General features: G+C 41.8%; 17 protein-coding genes and 2 pseudogenes. 5 read left to right on the top strand and 14 right to left on the bottom strand.

What is annotated here, in order from left to right; all coding sequences use genetic code 11:
* The first annotated feature begins 24 nt into the window (after positions 1–24).
* The 3 genes from NSQ71_RS07530 (at position 25) to uraH (ending at position 2,511) form a co-directional block, all read left to right on the top strand.
* Positions 25–1,347: a nucleobase:cation symporter-2 family protein gene (locus NSQ71_RS07530; RefSeq protein ID WP_340733547.1), complete on the top strand. Its 1,323-nt coding sequence runs from the start codon at positions 25–27 to the stop codon at positions 1,345–1,347.
* Between the two features lie 20 nt (positions 1,348–1,367).
* Positions 1,368–1,877 carry a 2-oxo-4-hydroxy-4-carboxy-5-ureidoimidazoline decarboxylase gene (gene uraD, locus NSQ71_RS07525; protein WP_094245586.1) on the top strand — a complete coding sequence of 170 codons (510 nt, stop codon included), beginning with the start codon at positions 1,368–1,370 and terminating at the stop codon, positions 1,875–1,877.
* A 271-nt stretch (positions 1,878–2,148) separates the two neighbouring features.
* Entirely contained in the window at positions 2,149–2,511 is a 363-nt protein-coding gene (gene uraH, locus NSQ71_RS07520; protein ID WP_340733545.1) for a hydroxyisourate hydrolase, read from the top strand.
* Positions 2,512–2,868: 357 nt separating this feature from the next.
* Here uraH and NSQ71_RS18525 read toward each other — a convergent pair.
* The 13 genes and pseudogenes from NSQ71_RS18525 to NSQ71_RS07465 form a co-directional block, all read right to left on the bottom strand.
* A pseudogene (locus tag NSQ71_RS18525) lies at positions 2,869–2,940 on the bottom strand (IS3 family transposase); the annotation flags it as partial.
* Between the two features lie 313 nt (positions 2,941–3,253).
* Positions 3,254–3,536 (bottom strand): annotated as a pseudogene (locus tag NSQ71_RS18520) (IS3-like element ISEnfa5 family transposase); the annotation flags it as partial.
* Between the two features lie 165 nt (positions 3,537–3,701).
* Complete coding sequence (locus NSQ71_RS07515) at positions 3,702–4,232, bottom strand: (2Fe-2S)-binding protein (protein ID WP_082829479.1); 531 nt, start codon at positions 4,230–4,232, stop codon at positions 3,702–3,704.
* Positions 4,214–6,469 carry a xanthine dehydrogenase subunit D gene (pucD, locus tag NSQ71_RS07510; protein WP_340733543.1) on the bottom strand — a complete coding sequence of 752 codons (2,256 nt, stop codon included), beginning with the start codon at positions 6,467–6,469 and terminating at the stop codon, positions 4,214–4,216. Before pucD ends, NSQ71_RS07515 begins: the two co-directional genes overlap by 19 nt.
* Before the next feature lie 50 nt (positions 6,470–6,519).
* Positions 6,520–7,389 (bottom strand): FAD binding domain-containing protein, encoded by an 870-nt coding sequence (locus tag NSQ71_RS07505; protein WP_094245582.1) that lies wholly within the window; start codon positions 7,387–7,389, stop codon positions 6,520–6,522.
* 443 nt (positions 7,390–7,832) lie between these two features.
* The gene (locus tag NSQ71_RS07500; RefSeq protein ID WP_340733542.1) at positions 7,833–8,858 is read right to left on the bottom strand and encodes an XdhC family protein; all 1,026 of its coding nucleotides are present in this window, start codon (positions 8,856–8,858) and stop codon (positions 7,833–7,835) included.
* Between the two features lie 61 nt (positions 8,859–8,919).
* Positions 8,920–9,618, bottom strand: coding sequence for an NAD(P)H:quinone oxidoreductase (gene wrbA, locus NSQ71_RS07495; protein ID WP_063386893.1), 699 nt, complete (start codon positions 9,616–9,618; stop codon positions 8,920–8,922).
* A 93-nt stretch (positions 9,619–9,711) separates the two neighbouring features.
* The gene (locus tag NSQ71_RS07490; RefSeq protein ID WP_066248770.1) at positions 9,712–10,947 is read right to left on the bottom strand and encodes an amidohydrolase family protein; all 1,236 of its coding nucleotides are present in this window, start codon (positions 10,945–10,947) and stop codon (positions 9,712–9,714) included.
* Positions 10,940–12,298 carry an amidohydrolase family protein gene (locus tag NSQ71_RS07485; RefSeq protein WP_340733541.1) on the bottom strand — a complete coding sequence of 453 codons (1,359 nt, stop codon included), beginning with the start codon at positions 12,296–12,298 and terminating at the stop codon, positions 10,940–10,942. Before NSQ71_RS07485 ends, NSQ71_RS07490 begins: the two co-directional genes overlap by 8 nt.
* A gap of 42 nt (positions 12,299–12,340) precedes the next feature.
* Positions 12,341–13,351 (bottom strand): ABC transporter substrate-binding protein, encoded by a 1,011-nt coding sequence (locus tag NSQ71_RS07480; protein ID WP_063386891.1) that lies wholly within the window; start codon positions 13,349–13,351, stop codon positions 12,341–12,343.
* Between the two features lie 123 nt (positions 13,352–13,474).
* Positions 13,475–14,815, bottom strand: coding sequence for an FAD-binding oxidoreductase (locus tag NSQ71_RS07475; RefSeq protein WP_340733540.1), 1,341 nt, complete (start codon positions 14,813–14,815; stop codon positions 13,475–13,477).
* A gap of 52 nt (positions 14,816–14,867) precedes the next feature.
* A complete protein-coding gene (locus NSQ71_RS07470) occupies positions 14,868–15,710 on the bottom strand; it encodes a creatininase family protein (RefSeq protein WP_130158033.1) in 843 nt (280 codons plus the stop codon).
* A 164-nt stretch (positions 15,711–15,874) separates the two neighbouring features.
* Positions 15,875–16,243: a Na-translocating system protein MpsC family protein gene (locus NSQ71_RS07465; RefSeq protein ID WP_063386888.1), complete on the bottom strand. Its 369-nt coding sequence runs from the start codon at positions 16,241–16,243 to the stop codon at positions 15,875–15,877.
* 176 nt (positions 16,244–16,419) lie between these two features.
* On the opposite strand from NSQ71_RS07465, the gene NSQ71_RS07460 reads away from it, so the two are divergent.
* Positions 16,420–17,757 (top strand): 5'-deoxyadenosine deaminase, encoded by a 1,338-nt coding sequence (locus tag NSQ71_RS07460; RefSeq protein ID WP_066248674.1) that lies wholly within the window; start codon positions 16,420–16,422, stop codon positions 17,755–17,757.
* A gap of 138 nt (positions 17,758–17,895) precedes the next feature.
* On the opposite strand, the gene NSQ71_RS07455 is transcribed toward NSQ71_RS07460, so the two are convergent.
* Complete coding sequence (locus NSQ71_RS07455; protein WP_144598553.1) at positions 17,896–18,693, bottom strand: ABC transporter ATP-binding protein; 798 nt, start codon at positions 18,691–18,693, stop codon at positions 17,896–17,898.
* Between the two features lie 220 nt (positions 18,694–18,913).
* Here NSQ71_RS07455 and NSQ71_RS07450 point away from each other — a divergent pair, with 220 nt between their 5' ends.
* Complete coding sequence (locus tag NSQ71_RS07450; RefSeq protein WP_242009367.1) at positions 18,914–19,657, top strand: DUF3784 domain-containing protein; 744 nt, start codon at positions 18,914–18,916, stop codon at positions 19,655–19,657.
* Positions 19,658–19,771 lie beyond the last annotated feature (114 nt).

The following is a 19,771-nucleotide window of genomic DNA, read 5'->3' as shown; positions in this document are numbered from 1 at the left end:
TTACATAAGAGGAGGAGAGGTCACTTGACAAATAAAAATGGAGGAATTCATCTTTTTTCACTTGGTTTGCAGCATGTACTGGCGATGTATGCAGGCGCCATTGTTGTTCCTCTTGTTGTCGGAGGAGCGTTAAACCTTTCGACGCAGGAGCTGTCATATCTAGTTGCGATTGATTTATTGACATGCGGAATCGCCACCCTGCTGCAGGCGTTCAAAACAAAATATTTCGGCATTGGTTTACCTGCCATATTAGGTGCTTCATTTGTTGCTGTTACACCGATGATCGGGATCGGAAAAGAGTACGGCATCAATGCAATCTATGGATCGATCATTGCCGCAGGAATATTCATTATTCTTTTTGCTCCGCTCTTTGGCAAAATAACAAGATTATTGTTCCCGCCGGTCGTGACAGGTACAGTTGTCACCCTTATAGGACTGTCCTTAATACCGGTCGGGATTAAAAACATGGCGGGCGGTGCAGGAAGTCCGAAATTTGGCGATCCGGAAAATTTGCTCCTTTCATTTGGGGTTTTTCTTTTGATTTTGTTTATGAATCGATTTTTCACAGGCTTTTTTCGGGCAATCTCTGTGCTTATCGGGATTATCGCGGGTACGATCGCCGCGGCTTTTATGGGAGGGGTTGATGTGAAAGAAGTAATGCAAGCTTCATGGATTCATTCTCCGAAATTTTTGTATTTCGGTACACCTACTTTTGAGCTTGTGCCGATCTTAACAATGACATTAGTGGGCATTGTCATCATGATTGAATCGACTGGCGCTTTTTTAGCCCTAAGCAAAATTTGCGGAAAAGATCTTAGCGACCAAGATCTTGCGCGCGGATATCGTGCCGAAGGATTGGCTTTCATCATCGGCGGTTGTTTGAACGCTTTCCCGTACAACACGTTCGCTCAAAACGTCGGACTTGTGCAGCTGACAAATATAAAAACGAGAAGCGTTGCGATCGTTGCCGGCTTTATACTTGTCACCCTTGGATTTATTCCGAAAATTGCTGCTTTTGCTACGATGATCCCAACATCTGTATTAGGGGGAGCAATGGTGATCATGTTTGGCATGGTCGTTTCTTCAGGCATTAAAATGTTAAGCACTGTTGATTTTCAACAGCAAAGCAATTTGTTAGTAATTGCCTGCTCCATTTCCCTCGGATTGGGTTCCACAGTTGTTCCTGATTTGTTTGCACAGCTGCCGCCTATGCTGCGAATTCTTTTTAGTGATGGGATTATAACAGGCAGTCTAACAGCCATCTTTTTAAACTTATTTTTTCACCATTTCTCACTGAAAAAATCTTCTGCTGCCGAACAGTTAAAACCGACAACGATCAAATTTTAAAAACGAAAGGAGAAAGCCGAATGGACATAGAACAAGTTAACCAACTCAGTGCGGCTGAATTTATTGAGAAGCTAGGCGGGATATTTGAAGATTCAACATGGGTGGCAGAAAAAGCAGAAAAATTCCGCCCGTTTTCTTCCGTGCAATCGCTTTTTTCCAAAATGGCTGAGATCGTGGATCAAGCTGACGAACACGAAAAATTGGCGCTTATTCGCAATCACCCTGCTTTAGGCGCAAGAACAAAAATGACCCGATTTTCGCAAACAGAACAACAAAAAGCGGGGCTGCAAAAACTGACAGATGAAGAATTCGATCGATTGTTAAAATTAAACGAAACGTATATGGAAAAATTTCAATTCCCGTTTATTTTGGCTGTGCGCGGCAAAACAAAGCAGGAAATATTTGCATCGATTGAACAGCGAATCAAAAACAATGCGGAAGCAGAGATAGAGCAAGCAATAGCAGAAATTAAAAAAATTGCCTATTTTCGACTGAAGGATATAGTGAAAGAAGAGAGAAACCTATGCTGACACGTACATTCCATTTTGATAGAACAAATTGACTTTCGTTATTTTTGATCTTTTGCACAGTACGAAGCCATATTCTTTTTAAGCGCCATAAATGGCGGTACAACTGAATCTGCTGAGAAATAATAACCAAAGAAATTACACGCTTGTTAAATAGTGAAAGAAAGCCGTGATTCAAATGCCATGCCCCGTCAGACAAGCGCTTCCAAAGTAACAAAACGGGCTTCCAAAATGAAAAACGAGGCAAATAAAAAGGTCAATAAGGAGATGGAATATGAAAGGATTAACAACACATATTTTAGATTTAACTCACGGTACGCCTGCACAAAACGTCAAAATCGAGCTGTTTTCTGTTACAGATCAAAACGAAACGGAAAAACAGCTGCTCAAAACCGCATTCACAAACGAAAACGGTCGGGTTGACGAACCGCTCATCACTGAGCAGCAATTAACACCGGGAACTTATGAACTTCTGTTTTACATTGGAGATTATTTTAAAAACAAAGGTTTATCCTTGAAGGAACCGCTGTTTCTTAATCACGTCGTCGTCCGCTTCGGCATTTCTGATGCAAATACCCATTATCATGTTCCATTGCTTATTTCACCGTGGGGGTATCAAGTGTATCGGGGAAGTTAATCGGATACAAATACTTTCTTCAACAACGTCATGAAAAAACGGGGCCTTCCAAAAGTCAGCGTTACTGACTTTTGGGAGGCTCCCTTTATTTAAAAAACAAAAAAAATCGTCTAGTTGGTAGAATGGAATCCGTCAAGGAAAGCACTTGACCGCTTCCATCTACCAACTTAGTGGTCTGCAAGCTGACGAAGGAGCTACTTTAGATTGAGTATCAATCTCGCTAACTTATTTCCGGAATTGTGTGAACATCACAGAATATGGTGATGAGACATTAAAAAGAAAATAACTTTCTTAAAGGGATTGTCCAAAAGTTGAACTGTCCCCTGTCAAGCAGACAGTGGACATCATAAAATTGCTTTAAACGGCTTGAGCTCTAAATTCTAATGGGCTTAAGCCGTTTAATTTTTCTTGATCGCGTTTGTTATTATAAAACTCTTAATCGCTTGTTGTAACGCTTTAAACGTTTCATATCGTTTCAGATCATACCTTTCACACGTTCAGGTTGCCCAAAAAGATTCCATTGGGTCGTTTTCCATGCAGCGTCCCACTCTTGACATACTATGTGTTCGCTTTGCTTCGATTATTCGCTTCTCAAGCCCATGAGATGTACTATAAATCAAAAGTTGTTTATGTTCTTTTAAACTTGTGATAGATTAAGCCCTGAATGTTGTGTAAAAAAAAAGCGGTGATTTGCCAGGAATCTAGGTTCTGGGCAGGGAGTGTGATGTTTTACACATCATTTGGACTTGACCCTTGCGATAGCGTGATCAACTGTTTGAAACACAAGTTGATGATTGTTCGAATGCCCTAATACATAACTATACAGATCTAGAATTGCACTCAAATACGCTTTTTTACCGTTTCCTATCTTGAATTCCGTGACATCCGCCAGCCATTTTTCTTTTGGCTTACTTGCTGAAAAATTTGCGATTTAATACATTCTCAGCCACATGCACCGCTGATGATGAAACGTAACGGTTCTTTTTACAACGAATCACAGATTGAATACCGTCTGTTTTCATCAGGCATATATTCGTTTATGGGTCACTTATTTTCGATGTATGACGAATTTCATTCGGCGATAGCCATAAATTTTTAACGCTGCAGACAAGGAAACAAGCCGAAAAACGCTAAAATCTAATTTCTTTCAACTGATCATGTTAAAAAAATCGCCGAACTGCTCCGCCTTCTTAACATTTGCTGTCTAAGCGAGATGTTTCTTTTTCAGCAAGCTTTTGAACTGCTCTAATAATACCGGAGTAGCCTGTGCATCGGCAAAGATTTCCTGATAAACCGTCAACTATTTGCTGACTAGTTGGATTCGGATATTGATCCAAAATCGCTTTGACAGCCATAATCATTCCTGGGGTGCAATATCCGCATTGGAAACCTCCCTCTTCCAAAAACGCCTGCTGAATCGGATGAAGCCCTTTTTCCGCAAGTCCTTCAATTGTAACAATTTCTTTTTCATTTGCTTGATAAGCTCTAACTAAACAGGCATTCACTAGCCTGCCGTTCATGATGACAGAGCAGGCGCCGCAGCGGCCAATTCCGCAGGAAATCTTTGTGCCAGTCAGATGCAGCTGCTCTCTTAAAATGTCAACTAGCCGAGCGGCCGGATGAATCTCAAGCTCTTTCTTTTTGCCATTCACAAAAATCGACATGCGCATTCGTTCTTCAGACGGTAATTTTATGCTTGCGCTCATTTGCTTGTCAGCCATTTGCTCATCTCCGTTTCCATCATCTTATTGACGATTTCTTCCCTTGATACCGGCAGCCTATTCACCCAGATGCCAGTCGCATCATAAATGGCCATTGCGATGGCAGGGGCAACAGCAACCGTGCCAATTTCCCCGACGCCTCTTGGCCCATAATCATCCTCTTCGCACAGTTCCTCGATTGCGGTGATGTCAATCGAAAGGGGGACATCTTTTATCGTCGGAATTAAATACGTATCAAAGTTTTCCGTTACATATGTTCCTTTTTCTATCAGCGCTTCTTCCGTTAATGTATAGCCTAACGCCATCACGGATCCGCCTTCAATTTGTCCCAAATATCCTTGCGGAAAAATAACAGGACCAGCGGCAATGGCTTGCTCTAATTGTTTTACACGAACAAATCCAGTTGCCAGATCCACTTCCACCTTAACGGCACAAGCTGCAAACGAATATAAAAAATGTCCGCCTGGTATGGAGCAAGGGGTTGCAGGAAAGTCAAATCGAGTTTCAATGATCAGCGGCTTGTCTATCGTTTGTTTTGCCAGTTCTTTGTATGAAATCAGCAGCTCATCTTGGTGCCAAACACCTTTTTCGCCTATTTTTAATTGACTGACGGGCACATCCGTACATTGTGTGGCTCTTTCCAACAGGCTGTTTTGAAACGGAGCTTTCATCCGTTGAATGGCTTGCCAAACCATGCTCGTACCCCTTGAAGCAGTTGATGATCCTGAACGCGGGACTTTGTCCGTATCGCCGATGACAATGTGTAAATCCTCTCGGGAGCAGCCTATTGCTTGAATGGCAATTTGTTCAATCACTGCGAGCAAGCCTTGGCCAAATTCTTCAAACCCAAAAGCAATTTCGATTTTTCCTTCCTCGTTCAATGAAATTCTCCCGCCAGCCGGATCTAAACGTCCATAGCCCAGCCCTCCGCCGTGCATGGTGATTGCCACCCCGACGCCTGTCTTAATCAAGCCGTTATGATCTTGTTTTCGGCGGCTGTTTAATAGTTTCGATTGGCTGATCTGTTTTAAAACTTGTTGAGCGCCGTCAGTTGGGGCGATTTTTTGCCCGACAGGCCCGGGATCATGTGCCTTGCGCAGATTTTTTTGTCTGAGTTCAAGCGGACTCATTCCAAGCGTGACCGCCAAGCGATCGATTTGCCCTTCCAATGCGAAGGTTACTTGGTTTCCACCAAAGCCTCTAAATTCACCGGCAACACCGTTATTCGTAAAAACCGAATAGCCTTCAACTTGAATATTCGGGATCATGTATGGGCCTATCGCATGTTCAACCGCAAAATCCAATACTGCGGGGCCTAACGTTGCATATGCGCCGGTATCCGCTATAATTCGCACTTGATGGGCGATGATTTTGCCGTTTTTTTTCGCACCTGTTTTCATTTTAATTTTCATCGGATGCCTTTTGATACCTGACCGCACCGATTCCCTTCTCGTTTGATGAATTTTTACAGGAAATCCCGTTTTCAGCGCCAATAAGGCTCCGTACGGCTGGATGTTTAATTCGTCTTTTCCGCCAAAAGAGCCGCCAAGCGGGCTTGAGACGACGCGGATGTCTTCTTCCGGCATATTTAAAATGCGGGCTAATTGATATCGGTCTTTATATCCATGCTGAGTGCCGGCATACACCGTCAAAGTGCCGTCTTTTTCCGGAACAAACACCCCGCCCTCTGTTTCCATGTACGCATGCATTTGCCTTGGAAGTTGATACGTTTCCTCTACAATACAGTCGCATGATTGAAATGCTTCTTCCACATTGCCGCTTTGATAAGATGCTTGGTGTAGGATATTCCCGTTCGGATGGAGCTGCGGAGAAGAAGGGAGCATAGCCTGTTCCGGATCATCAACAACCGGCAGCGGCTCATATTCCACTTCGATCAGCTGAAGCGCCGCTTCGGCGATTTCCTCTGTTTCCGCAGCAACAGCCGCGACAGCATCGCCGACAAAACGAACTTTATCTTTGCATAAAACAGGCTGATCAGGAAAGATTAAGCCAAACCCGTTTAAACCTAAAACATCCTTGCTTGTAATGACAGCCCGAACTCCCGGCAATTCCTCCGCTTTTTCCGTTGAGATCGAAACGATATTGGCATGCGGATATTCGCTTCGCAAAATTTTTGCAAACAGCATATTCGGAAACGAAAGATCTGTTAAAAACTTTAAATGTCCAGTTACTTTTTCTACTCCGTCCGGTCTGATGCACACTTGTTTCAATCTCAATCCCTTCCCTTCTTCATAATCCAAATTGAAAAAGCTCGTATTTGAATATATTAATCTTTCTCCTCTAATTTTTTTAGCTCTGCTATGACTATGTTGGCGGCGACCCGCCTGCGGTAATCCGCTGAAAAAAAAGCATCGCCGACAGGTTGAAATTCAGAAAAGACCGCCTCATGCACCTTTTTTAGTAAAGCGGACTCAACCTTGCGTCCGGCCAGCAATTGCTCCGTTATTCTTAATCGCCTTGGACGATTCTCGCCTCCGCCTGCTGCCAACCGCGCAAAGTCAATTGTTCCGTTGTCATTTTGGCCGATTATCCCTGCAATGGTGACGACAGAGCCTGAAAACGCCTCTCTCCTCCCAATTTTTTGATAAAAATGGACATATGATGGCGGAGCTGAAATTTCCGGCACCACTATTTCCGTTATAAGATCATCCTTGAATTCTTCATTCAACCAATGATCTAAATCGATTTTTTTTATGTCGTCCCCATCAAAACAACCGATTTTCGCTTCCATCACTAACAGGGCGGGGATGGCATCACCAATTGTTGAGGCGACGTTTCCGCCGATCGTTCCAAGATTGCGCACGGCTGGTGCAGCAATGGTCTTGACAGCTTTGGTCAATAAAGGCCATTTCGCTTTTATAATGGGATGGCGGAGGCAGTCAGCCAATCGGATAAGCGCCCCCAAGTGAAGAAAGTTTTGGCCGCCATCTTCTTTTTCATATATCGCTTCTAAAATTTTTATGTTCTCAAGGCTGATTAAATGAGATGGCTGCGGTGCTCCTTTTTCCCATTTTGTTTGCCATAATGTTCCGCCGGCTATAAAGTGTGATTCTAATTGCAATAGCTGCCGCAATCGCCATGCTTCTCTTAAATCTGTTGGCATCCATATTTTTGAGGACAATGTTTTCAACTTCATCCCCCTTCCTTTGATAGTAAAATAACGTGCTTTTGCAACCATATTGCGATTAGAAACGGAAATGCCTTGTGGACGTCCGCATTTGACCGATTGTGCACCATTATCGCCTGTCCGCTTCCTTAAATAGGGATAACAAAATCGGCGTACTCGGCAAGCGATCCAGCTTGGCAGCATCCTCATCAAACAACTTATTGCTGCGTATCAAGTTTCGTATTGAAAAATGAGATCGTTGATGATTTCCAGTTGAATAAACGGCTGTTTTGTGCAATTGCACCGCTTGCTCTGCTATCGACTTTTCCAAGCCGACTTTAAAAGAACTCTAAAAAGGGGCTTGACAAGTTTAGATACCGCGTCGGTACATAACCATCGGTTCGTCTATTGGTCAAGTGACTTTGGCATTCCGATTAGCGCCTGGCTTTTTGTGAAATGTGATTGCGGCTTCATTATGCACGCACCTTCTGAGGAGATCGAAGCTTTGTCAATTGAATTAATTCTGCTAAAATGCTGATCGCGATTTCTTCAGGGCCTTCTGCCCCAATAGACAAGCCGACAGGTGAATGAACGTGCGGGGGAATTTCCTGGTCTCCCAGCAAGCGTTTTGTCCGTTCTTTTGAACCGATGACCCCGATATATCGCAGGTTTTGCTGCAACAACAGCTTTAAAAGCTCTTGATCCTGTTGAAATTGGTGTGTCAGCAACACAACAAAATCGCGGGGGGAAAAATATATTTTCGTTGCCGCTTCCCGCGGGAAAGCGATGATAAGCTGATCGGCATCAGGAAAACGCCATCTATTGCACAACGCTTCTCTCCAATCACTAACGATAACCGAAAAACCGGTCCGCGAAGCGAAATGCGACAGTGGTACAGCATCCGAACCGGCACCGAAAATAATCAATCTCGGTTTAGGCTCAAATCGCTGAACATATACATATGAGGACAGTTCATTGACCCAAACTAATCCGCTTTTCTCTTGCGCAGCTATGGCATCGATTTGTTTCGGCACCGCACCAGCCCATTCCCCGAACGTTTCCGTGTCTTCTGTAAAAAATAAATAATTGCTTACGGAAAAATTTTTGCCGAGTTGTTTTAGGATGAAAACGTCCTTGCCGTTTTGAAGCAAATCATGCAGCCGGGATAAATGCTTTCGCAAACGGTCATCGATGCACTCCAACAGGATGCGTATGACGCCGTTGCAGCCGGCGCCTTTTCCCCACGACAAGTCATCTTCGCTTTTCAAGTCATATACGATACATTGCGACTCGCCCTCAAGCAAAAGCTTCGCCCTTTCTTGCAGGTCATTTTCAAGGCAACCGCCGCTTATTACGCCGATTGTTTCCCCATCCTCCTGAATCAGCATTGCTGCTCCTTCTTTTCGGTAAGCGGAGCCTTCCACATCAATAATAGTGGCAAGCACAGCTTTTTTTGGCTCAGTTGTTGCAATCTTTAAAATTTCATGGATATAGTCCATAACAATTCCCCTCTTATGAAAGAAAAGTAATGAGAATGATTGTTTTGTTCAAACGCAATCATCAACTGTTTCTTTCTCTTTGCATACACAATGCGTTGGCAATATACGCCACGTTTCTCCCCAGGCGACCGGCCATTTTTAATTCTTCATCAGACGGCTTTCGCGAACCATCAGGGCCGGCTAAAACTGTTGGTCCATACGGAGTTCCGCCAATGGGGGCGTCCGTTAAATATTCCGGATTTTGAGTATAAGGTAATCCGATAATGATCATTCCGAAATGGAGAAGCGGTACGATGGATGTTAAGATGGCCGCTTCATGCCCGGAATGAATGGAACCAGCGCTTGTAAAGATGCCCGCGGGCTTTCCCTCCAGTACGCCTTCCACACAAAGGTCGCCGATAGTTTCTAAAAAATATTTAACTTGGGACGGCATCGATCCAAAATACGTCGGAAATCCCCATATCACTCCATCTGCCCAGTGGAAATCTTCTATTTCCGCTGTTTTAAATATTTTCTGCTTTTCGCTTTCACGCTCATAATTTTCTTTTCTTTTTCCAATTTGAAATGTTGCGGAAATTCCTTTTTTATCAATCATCAACGGATTTTCTCTAATAGCCGGAATTAAACGATCAGTAAATTCGGGAATTTTTACACATCGTACATCTGTTTTCTCAATCGCCTTTGCTCCTTCGCAAACTGATTGCGCCATTTGTCTTATATGTCCGAAAGCACTATAAAAAACAACTAAAATATTTGCCATAAAGCTTTCTGCTCCTAACCTTTTAAAATTACAAATAAAAACCGATTTGAATATTTCTATATCAGTATTGGGACAGAATCAAAGCCTTTTAAATTACATATAAAAAACGGTTTCCATCGGATTGGTGTGAAGCAAAACTCTGCCCTTCTTTATCACATAGCGGCAATGGGGCTGAAGGCGAATCAAATCTATAGCATGATCAACCGGGAACGTAATGATATTTGCTTCATTTCCTACCTTTATTCCGTAATCGTTAATTTGCAGAGCTTTGGCTCCGTTTATCGATATCATGTTAATCAATTCCTCCAATTCCTTCATTCCCGTTAAATGACCTGCATGAGCAGCCATATGTGCAGCCTGCAATATATTCCCGTTACCTAACGGATAAAACGGGGTCATGATATCGTCATGGGCGATGCAAACATTGATATTTTTTTGCAGCATCTCTTTTATTCTCGTAATCCCTCGCCCTTTAGGATAGGAATCATATCTTCCTTGCATTGCCGTGTTGATCAGAGGACAAGCTACAATATGAATTTTGGAACTCGCGATCAAATCTAATAATTTGGCAGCATAATTATCCGGATAATAGGCCATTGCACACGCATGACTTGCAGTCACTTTGTCTTCCAGTCCTGATGAAATCGCCAATGATGCAACTGTTTCAATAAACCTCGATTGCGGATCATCGATTTCGTCACAAAAGAAATGAAGAAATAGGCCGTATTTTTCAGCCAAAGAAAAGCAGAATTGAATGGATTCGATCCCTTCCTCCCTCGTTCTTTCCAAGTGAGGAACAGCACTGACCCCGTCAGCGCCCAGCTTGATTGCTTCAAGCATCCGTTCCTGATTTTCCGGACAAGAGAGTAAACCATTTTGAGGAAAAGCAATGATTTGCAAATGGATGATGTCCTGCAAGTCTGATTTCAGCTTCAGCAATGTTTTTAAAGCAACGAGGCGTTCATCGGAAATATCCGCGATCGCTCTTACATATAAAACACCGAATTTCATCAATTGATTCAGCGCCTTCCTGGCTCGCTCGTAGACATCTTCCATCGTCAAAGTTTGCTTCCGTTCGTTCCATAATAAAATTCCTTCTAATATCGAGCCGCTTTGATTCCAGCTCGGCTCTCCGGCAGTAAATGCCGTATCAAGATGAATATGTGTTTCGACAAATGGCGGCATGGCTAAATCTCCACAGCCGTCTATCACTGCTTTTCCTTGCAGGGGATAAGGGGAAATTTCAGCAATGATCCCGTTTTGAATCCCGATAAAATGATGCCTTTCTTGATTGGGCAGTCTGATATTTTCTAATACAAGGTCATACATATTGTAAATTCCTTTCAAATTTTACATATTGGCTTTCCGTCTCGTGCTGATACATCAACAACTGGCGATCGTTCCAATGTTCAGCTTTTTTAGATTGATAGAGCAGTTTTCCGTTTCGGAACACATATCTTTCAACAGGCAGATTCGTAAAGATGTCTTCTACTGATCTAGCTTTTAATAGAACGAAGCTTGCCTTCGCTCCGCATCTTACACCGTAATTATTTAAATTTAATAATTTGGCCGGATATTCGGTAATCATCCGAATAATTTGTTTTAGGCCTTCACCGCTTCCTAAATGGGCAACATATGCAGTTAGCAAACCGATTTGCAGCAAATCCGCCTTCCCGAATGGATGAAATGGATCATGAACATTATCGGAAGCAGTTGCAAGCGTCGCCCCGCTTTGCAAAATTTCATGAATTCTTGTGACGCCGCGGCGGACAATCCCTTGATCAAATCGACCTTGCAAGTACATATTGGCACCCGGCAGCGTCACCGCTCCAATTTGTGCCGCCGCCATCCGTTTAATTAAAGAAAGAGCTTTTTCTTGTTCCATTGGCGCCAAAGAGCAAAGGTGGCCGGCTACAACGCGATTGTGATATTGCCGCTCCATTGTTTTTTGGATAATATAATCCAGTGTGCATACGTTCGGATCATCACTTTCATCTACATGCAAATCAATCGGTTTGTCGTACTTTTCCGCCAATGAAAATAAACCGTCAATTTGCTTCTCAGGGTTTTCAGCTAAATGAGGAGCTCCGCCAATTCCATCAGCCCCCATTTTGATCGCTTGTTCAATCCATTCCAGCTCTCGTTTCGAATCGTCGTCAGGCAGTAAAAACATTGGAATGACTTGAATCGTAATGTATTGTTTTAATTTTTCTTTTACGTTTAAAACAGCTGTCAACGCCCGGAACACGACGTCTTCCCCTAAAGGCAATTCAAAATTGACATGTGTGCGAATGGCTGTTGTACCATGGCTTAGTGCATTCAGTGCAGTTTTCATCGCCCGATACTCAATTTCTTCCACCGTGAAATGGGGAGATTGCTTCCGGTAATTTATTACTGCTTCTTGAAGCGTCCCGCTTGCGTTCGGAACTTTCCTGAGAGAATAGGCTTTATCTAAATGCATATGAGCATCAACAAAGCCGGGCAGCAACACATATCCTTGACAATCAATGAATGAATCGGAGGATGAGTTAAGGGCCTCTAAAGTTTTAAAGTCTTCGCGCTGAAGATAAGAAGGCTGCTTTGTGATTTTTTCATATCGATCATCGTTAATGATGATTTCAAAGAGAGAACCAGGATCTTCAAGCGGCAGACAAACATTCAGCAAATGCAGTTGACTCATAGCTTTCTCCCCTTTTTGTCCAACTTGCTCCGAGGCGCATTTTTAATTTTTCGCCAAAAACTCGTTTGTGTAGGCATTGGCGATATCTTCTTTCTTTTTAATTAAACCTAGTTCATAGAGTTGATTTTGCAAGGTGTTCCACCGTTCTTGAGACATATAGCCGAAGCCGTGGTCTTTCGCATCGTGCCCGAAAATTAAGTTCAGCTGCTGTTCAGCCCCATATTCGAGCGCCTCCATTGATAAATCAGGATTATATTCATGTATAAATGGATTTACTTCATCCGAATGATCTTTATAATACTCCCACCCTTTCGTTGTCGCTTCCATAAACCGTTTGACGAGTTCAGGTTTTTCTTTGACCATTTTTTCGGTTGTAAATATTACATTGCCATAAGGCTGGTAGCCGGAATCGTGAATCAGTAAATATTTCGTTTCGATTCCTTGCTGCTTTAAAGCGAAAGGCTCCGCCGTAATGTAGCATTGGGTAACTGACTCTTTATTCTCTATAAATGGGGTCAACTGTCCGCTATATGCCATTTCTTTCGCATTGTCGAGCTGATAAGCCTTTTTTATATATGCCCAGTACCCTGTTCCAGGTGCCGTGTACACCGTTCGCCCATTCAAATCGGAAAAATCTTTAATATTTTGATCAGCATGGTACAACAACGCCTGCGGATTCACTTGAAAAATGGCTCCGATCGCCACAATGGGTATTCCTTTATCGCGAGCTAATAAAATATCGTCAGCTTGAGTGATTCCAAAATCGGCTTCCCCAGATGCCACTATTTGAATGGGGGAAACTTGCGGCCCGCCTGGCTCTATTGTCATATCAATGCCTGCTTCTTTATAAAAGCCTTTCATCAAAGCTGCATAGTTGCCTCCATGTTCCGGTTCGGCAAACCAGTTCGTGACTTGCTTCACTTTTTCCAATTTTTCTGAGTCCTCTTTGACTTCTTCGTTATTAGTTGAAGCTGATTGGCTGCCGCATCCAGCTAAAAGAACGAGTAGAAATAAAATGAAGATTTTTGTATATCCCTTCCCTTTTGCCTGCATACGAATCCTCCTACTATTTTTGATATTTTTCTAGTTACATTTCTGCTTCATGCCAAGAACCTAGTGCCGATAATAAGAACTTTTTTCGGTATATTTCAGCCGTTTCAATTCATTTTCCCATCGTTACACTTGTGCATAAGAGGTGACGTCCGCTATTTTTCCTGGATTCAGCAAATGAAACGGATCATTTTTTTGCTTGATTTTTATGATTTCATCCATTCGTAAACTCCAACCGCCGAATCCCAACAAATAAGTATGCGGATCATGCACTTTAGCTCCTATATTCAGGAAAAATTGTATGATTTCATACAGCCGTTTCTCGCTTGTAAAGCGAACGACCGGCAAGGCCGTTGGAATAATTGCTCCGTTTCTTTTTATAAATTCAAAATGAAGAAGGACTTCTCCGCCAAATTCCTTTTTTAACAAATGGACTTGATGATAAAGGTGTTGAATATCAAACTCAACTTGCAAGTAAGTAATATTGTCTTCATTTTTGCAGGCCCACAGCGTGGAGTGGTTCCAAGTAAAATCCGAAAGGCGGACCCCTTTTCGATACTGCTTGGCAGGAATGGTATGTGCCAATATTCCTTTATGTTCGGCAACGAGTTCGACAAATTCACTTTTTGCTTTTTCATCGACCTCAATCATCGTTAACGTTTTTTCAGGCAAAATATATTGTTTTAAAGGAGCGAAATGCTTTGTCAAAGCTCCTTCACATACTGATAAGAGCCTTTTTTTCATAGTTTCTATGCCCGAAAATTGATGGGCGAAATTTATCGCTTCATCTAAATGGTCATGAAAAACCATTGCTTGCATCCATTCTGTTTTCTCCTCGATCGGCAATTGCAGCTCTGTCATGACACCTAAAGTTCCGTAATTGTGAATATATTGCTCGAGTTTATCGCCTGAAACAACAATTTTTCTCGGCTTTTCCTCAATTGTGTAAACCGAAGCGCTGTGCACATTGCCGTCCCACAGATTGCCCCATGTAATGGAGCCGATTCCTCCCGATCCTCCCGCCACAAAACCGCCAATCGTTGCTTGAATATATGTGCTCGGCATAATTCGCAGCTCTTTTCCGCTTCGCTCTAATATCCGTTCAAGCTTGCCGATTCTTATTCCCGCCTGTACCGTTACAGTGTTTTCGCCGATTTCAAGTACTTGATGAAACCTCGTCATGTCGATCACAATACCGCCTTGAAGAGGTACGGCCTGACCATAATTTCCTGTTCCAGCACCTCTGACCGTAATCGGAATTTTTCTTTTTACGGCGAATGATATTAACGAAACTAATTCCTCTTCTGACTCCGGAAAGGCGATGCAATCGGCCAGTTTATCCTTTAGCTTTTGTGTGAGAATGGGTGAATACCAATAATAATCTTTAGAAAATTTTCCTCTTGAAGCTGCATCGAACAGAACTTTTTCCTTCCCTAAAAGCTGCTGTATTTCTTTTTTCCAACCCATGCTTCCACACCTCCAAAGTTTTCTTTATGTTTGAAACAATTGATCATCCTTTCTATGTCAAAGGACTGTACTGCTTTTCGGTAGAAATGTTGATGAGATCATCCATTTCGAATTCCGCCATTTCCCGCAAAACAACCGCCAACTTTTCACCCAAACGGTTGGCGATGATTTCGCCCGTTTCTTTTGAAGCTTTTTTTGCATTTCCTAAAACCCCGGATTTCGAAATATCCTCCATCCTCCAAGCAACATAATGGCTGCCTTTTAATTGAAGATGCTTTGCGCTTTCCGGAAACTGGATGAACTCATCGGGACAAAGCTCTTTTTTCACCCAATCGGTTTTGAAGGAAAGAATGAAGGATGTTTCGATTTCTCCCCCGTGGATTCCGTATGCAGCCTCTTTTTCCTCAATGAGATCCTCTGAGACATTGAAGTCATAGCTGTTCAACCGGAAAGTCATCAAACCTGTTTCAATGCGGATATCGCGGGCAACGGAATTGAGTAAATCATGGTTTCCTCCATGTGAATTAAATAAGACGAATTTTCTAAATCCACTTTTTTTCAGACTTGCGGCAATATCCTTGATCATTGCCTCTAAAGTGCTCCCAGATAATGAGATGGTTCCTGCATATCCGAGATGTTCGATGCTTTTGCTGTACGCAATTGGAGGCAAAATCCAAATATTATCTTCTTCTTTTAAATGTTTGCAAGCTGAATGCAAAATCCCCTCCGCTATTAAAGAATCAGTAAATACCGGTAAATGAGGCCCATGTTGTTCAACTGCACCAACCGGCAAAATGATTAAAGCATTTTGCTTTGGCAATTCAGCAATTTCCTTACTCGTTAATCTTGCAAAAAATTTCTGTTCAAATGCTTCTCCCTGGTAGCGAAATTCCATGCCGTTTCCCCTCCGAACAAATGATTACTTTTGTGAAAAAAGAAAAGCCGCAGGAAAAGAAAAACAATAAGTTTTTTCTTTCCTACGGCTTGTTTCCATCCCGTAAACAGGATCAAAACAATACCGAATGATCTATGGATAGCCTAAAGGACGGAAAACGTCCTTCAAGCTAACTCATTTTTTTTAAGAATAATTGTCATGCATGCTGAGCCAGTGGAAGGATCATAATCTTTTAAAACCGAAAAAACGTTTAGTCCGACAATTGTTTCCATTTTATATTTAAATCGCTTTTTAAATTCATCAATTAATAACGAATCTGCCCACATTGTCAAAGCTCCATCTACTTTTTCAAGAATTTGCAAAGCAGGATCCCGTTTATGCAACCCGAAAATTAAAATTTTTTCATCCGTTACTTCAACTCGCAGTTGAATCACACCTGTTTGAAAAATTTCTTTATTTACTTCGTTGTAAATTCTCGCAATATCTTTTTTTAATGATTGCCTCTGTTCTGTCAAAAGGCTTTTGTCTTTCAAAAAACCACCTCTTTTCTTAAAAATGATTTTACAATTTTTCAAAATGTTTGATTATTTCTTTGTTAAGTTTTTTTCCACATTTTTTTATTTTTGTCATAAATTCTTACACTTTTATTGAATTTATCTGCATACATTCTTAGAATGAATTTCAATACTTATAGCAAGGAGAAAGGAATATGAAGAGCCTGTTGATAAAAAACGCACAAATTATTACGATGAATCATGCGGATGAAATTTTCACGGGAGATATTTTCATCGAAAATGGCATCATAAGCAACATAGGGAAAAATCTTGCATGTGACGCCGATCAAATCATCAATGCAGAAAATCGGACCGTCATTCCGGGCTTCATTCAAACCCATGTTCACCTATGTCAGACACTTTTCCGCTCACGGGCGGATGACTTAGAATTGTTAGATTGGCTGAAAAAACGAATTTGGCCATTGGAAGCAGCACATGATGAGGAATCGATCTATTATTCCGCATTGCTCGGCATTGGAGAATTGATTGAAAGCGGGACCACAACGATTGTCGATATGGAAACCGTTCACCATACAGAAGCAGCGTTTCAAGCGATTGCAGGAAGCGGAATCAGAGCTTTATCAGGCAAGGTGATGATGGATCGTGGCGACGATGTGCCAATGGAGCTTCGCGAAAAAACAGCTGATTCTCTCCAAGAAAGCGTTGATTTGCTTGAAAAATGGCATATGTTTGCAAACGGAAGAATTCAATATGCCTTTTCTCCCCGATTTGTCCTTTCATGTACAGAAGAACTGTTAAAAGAAGTTCAACGGCTTTCTGAAATATATCAAGTAAAAGTTCATACTCATGCAGCGGAAAATCAGGAAGAAATCATGCTGGTTGAACAGCAGACAGGGATGCGAAATATCGAATATCTTGACTATCTTGGACTTGCCAATAAACGATTGATTTTGGCGCACTGCATCTGGCTGGATGAAAAAGAAAAGAAAATCATTAAAGACAGAGGAGTAAATGTTAGCCATTGCCCCGGGTCTAATCTAAAATTAGCTTCAGGAATTGCGGATATTCCCGGGCTGATGGAAATGGGAGTTTCGTTAAGCTTAGGCGCAGACGGAGCGCCTTGCAACAATAATTTAAATATGTTTCAGGAAATGAAGCTTGCAGCCCTCATCCAAAAGCCGAAGCACGGCCCTTCCGCAATGAAAGCAAAAGAGGTATTTAAAATGGCGACCATCGGCGGGGCAAAAGCGGTCGGATTGGAAAAAGAGATTGGCAGTATTGAAATCGGCAAAAAAGCAGATTTAGTGATTCTAAATTTACATCATTTTCATACTTTCCCTTCCTTTGAAGCTGATCCGATTTCGCGGATCGTTTATTCTGCTTCAAGGGATAATGTAGAAACAACCATTATAAATGGGGAGATTGTAATGGAAAACAAAAAAATAAAAACACTCGACAAGGAAATTGTTTTAAGAGAAGCAGACCGCTCGATCAAAAGAATGCTCAAAAAAGAAAAAGCAGTTTTCCACTGAAATCCGAAAAAGGGTGTCTTAGAAAGTCAAAATCCATTGAAAACGAAACATCATAAACATTGATATATCAACATTTCTAAACCATTAAAGGGGCGTCTATAAGCCGGAAAATCGACTTATTAGACAGCCCCACTCTCCCTATGACAATCTATTATGATTGTTTTGCAAAAGCTTCGCATAATATCGGCCATGAAAATTTTCCACCACGATGCCTGCTTCAAAAAAATCTGACAATCGTTCACTTGAAAGCAGCTCTTCTGTTCTTCCCTCAGCAAAAACCTTTCCTTCCTTTAATAACAGGGAATTGGTGAAGCAAGGCAAAATTTCTTCAACATGATGCGTCACGTACAGGATCGTTGGCGCATTTGGCCTTTTGGCAATTGTTTCAATCAGCCCTAAAAGTTCTTCTCTCGCCAATATATCAAGACCATTGCACGGCTCATCTAAAATAAGGAGCTTCGGCTGAGGCATAAGCGCCCGCAAAATCAGCACTTTTTGCTTTTCACCTTGGGAAAGGCTGTCATATGTACGCCCGCTTAGTTTTTCCACCCCGAATAGCGTCATCAATGACCCCATCTCTTCTAAATCGTGTTCATCCGGTGTTTCATATAAGCCGATTGACGCGAATTTTCCGCTCAAAATAACTTCTTCAACAAGATCATGTCCGTAAATTTTTTCTTGGAGCGATGAGCTGACAAGGCCGATTTTTTTTCGAACCTCGCGAAAATCTGCCTTTCCAAAAGTAAATCCAATGACGGAAACCGTTCCTTTTGAAGGAAACAAATAGCCGTTTAACAAATTGAGCAATGCTGTTTTCCCCGCTCCATTTCTTCCTAAAATACACCAATGCTCGCCTTCATCAACATTCCAATTTATATTCTCCAAAATATATTTTTTGTTGCGAATGAGCGAAACATTTTCAAGTGCAATCACCATACGCTTGCTCCTCTCCATACGTTACATTATAATTATTATTCCAAAAATTTCTGTTGAAGGGAAGAGAGGATCATTGAAAAATCTGATTTTTCCATCAAAAGTGTTTTCTTCTTTCTTCAGATTGGTTTAGTTCCATTAGGTATTTATGCGAGTGAAACATTTGTAAGATAAAACCGTAGAAATAATCAAAATGTTTTGTAAAGCGTAAGGGGGAACCATTGTGTCAACAGATACGATCGTTTTTTTAATCACTATGGGGTTCACACTTATCATACACGGGGGCCTGACGTATTTAGTCGTAAAGAAGCAAGATTACAGCTTAATATCGGGCTTCTACAACAGACCAGAAGAAGAACAGCAGCAATTAATTGAAAATGGTTATCCGCAGGCAATTGGTAGATTGCTGTTTTATACGTTCATCATTTTGTTCATTTCGGTCATTTTAGCACTTTTTCAAATCCCATATGGATTTGAAATAGGCATGCTGCTGTTTCTCATCGTACTGCTCGGCGGTTCGATCTATGTACAAAAATATGAACTAAAGCATAAACGGAAAAAATATTATTGGATTACCGGAATTGTTGCGGCTATTGTGATCACATTCGTTATCGTTTTAGGCTATTTGGGACTTAAGGAGCATGATGTGATCATAAATGACCGACAGTTGAAGGTAACGGGTTTATATGGGGTGGAATGGCCGATTGATGAGATTGACCGTGTGAAGCTGTTGGATGAACTTCCCGAGGTCGTTGCCAAAAGTAATGGCTTTGCGGCTTTTGATCGTTTGAAAGGATCTTTTCGGCTAAAAGAGCCATACGGTGGAGGAGGAAAATTGTTTGTTTACAAAGGGCGTGCACCGTATGTATATATCGAAAAAGATGATGATTATATCATTTTGAATCAAAAAGACAGGGACGAAACGCAAAAGCTGTATGACCAATTACTGGAAAAGATAAGCGAATGATAATAGTGCACATGGAACCCTGATCTATAAATATATAACTGGAAACTTTACAGCAATTCTCTTTTTCATGCCCGATATCCGAATATTCATTAACAGTGCATTGGAACATGTATT

The organism is Aeribacillus sp. FSL M8-0235, from assembly GCF_038000355.1.
Classification (GTDB): domain Bacteria; phylum Bacillota; class Bacilli; order Bacillales; family Aeribacillaceae; genus Aeribacillus; species Aeribacillus composti.
The sequence above is the reverse complement of the archived record's forward strand: the minus strand, read 5'-3'. Positions and strand labels throughout refer to the sequence as shown.

Coding starts and splice junctions, on each gene's coding strand:
- NSQ71_RS07490 (WP_066248770.1), bottom strand. CDS start 10,947: ATGTATGACCTTGTATTAGAAAATATCAGACTGCCCAATCAAGAAAGG.
- NSQ71_RS07460 (WP_066248674.1), top strand. CDS start 16,420: ATGAAGAGCCTGTTGATAAAAAACGCACAAATTATTACGATGAATCAT.
- uraH (WP_340733545.1), top strand. CDS start 2,149: ATGAAAGGATTAACAACACATATTTTAGATTTAACTCACGGTACGCCT.
- NSQ71_RS07505 (WP_094245582.1), bottom strand. CDS start 7,389: ATGAAGTTGAAAACATTGTCCTCAAAAATATGGATGCCAACAGATTTA.
- NSQ71_RS07500 (WP_340733542.1), bottom strand. CDS start 8,858: ATGGACTATATCCATGAAATTTTAAAGATTGCAACAACTGAGCCAAAA.
- NSQ71_RS07470 (WP_130158033.1), bottom strand. CDS start 15,710: ATGGAATTTCGCTACCAGGGAGAAGCATTTGAACAGAAATTTTTTGCA.
- uraD (WP_094245586.1), top strand. CDS start 1,368: ATGGACATAGAACAAGTTAACCAACTCAGTGCGGCTGAATTTATTGAG.
- NSQ71_RS07480 (WP_063386891.1), bottom strand. CDS start 13,351: ATGCAGGCAAAAGGGAAGGGATATACAAAAATCTTCATTTTATTTCTA.
- NSQ71_RS07485 (WP_340733541.1), bottom strand. CDS start 12,298: ATGAGTCAACTGCATTTGCTGAATGTTTGTCTGCCGCTTGAAGATCCT.
- NSQ71_RS07455 (WP_144598553.1), bottom strand. CDS start 18,693: ATGGTGATTGCACTTGAAAATGTTTCGCTCATTCGCAACAAAAAATAT.
- NSQ71_RS07475 (WP_340733540.1), bottom strand. CDS start 14,815: ATGGGTTGGAAAAAAGAAATACAGCAGCTTTTAGGGAAGGAAAAAGTT.
- NSQ71_RS07515 (WP_082829479.1), bottom strand. CDS start 4,232: ATGGCTGACAAGCAAATGAGCGCAAGCATAAAATTACCGTCTGAAGAA.
- wrbA (WP_063386893.1), bottom strand. CDS start 9,618: ATGGCAAATATTTTAGTTGTTTTTTATAGTGCTTTCGGACATATAAGA.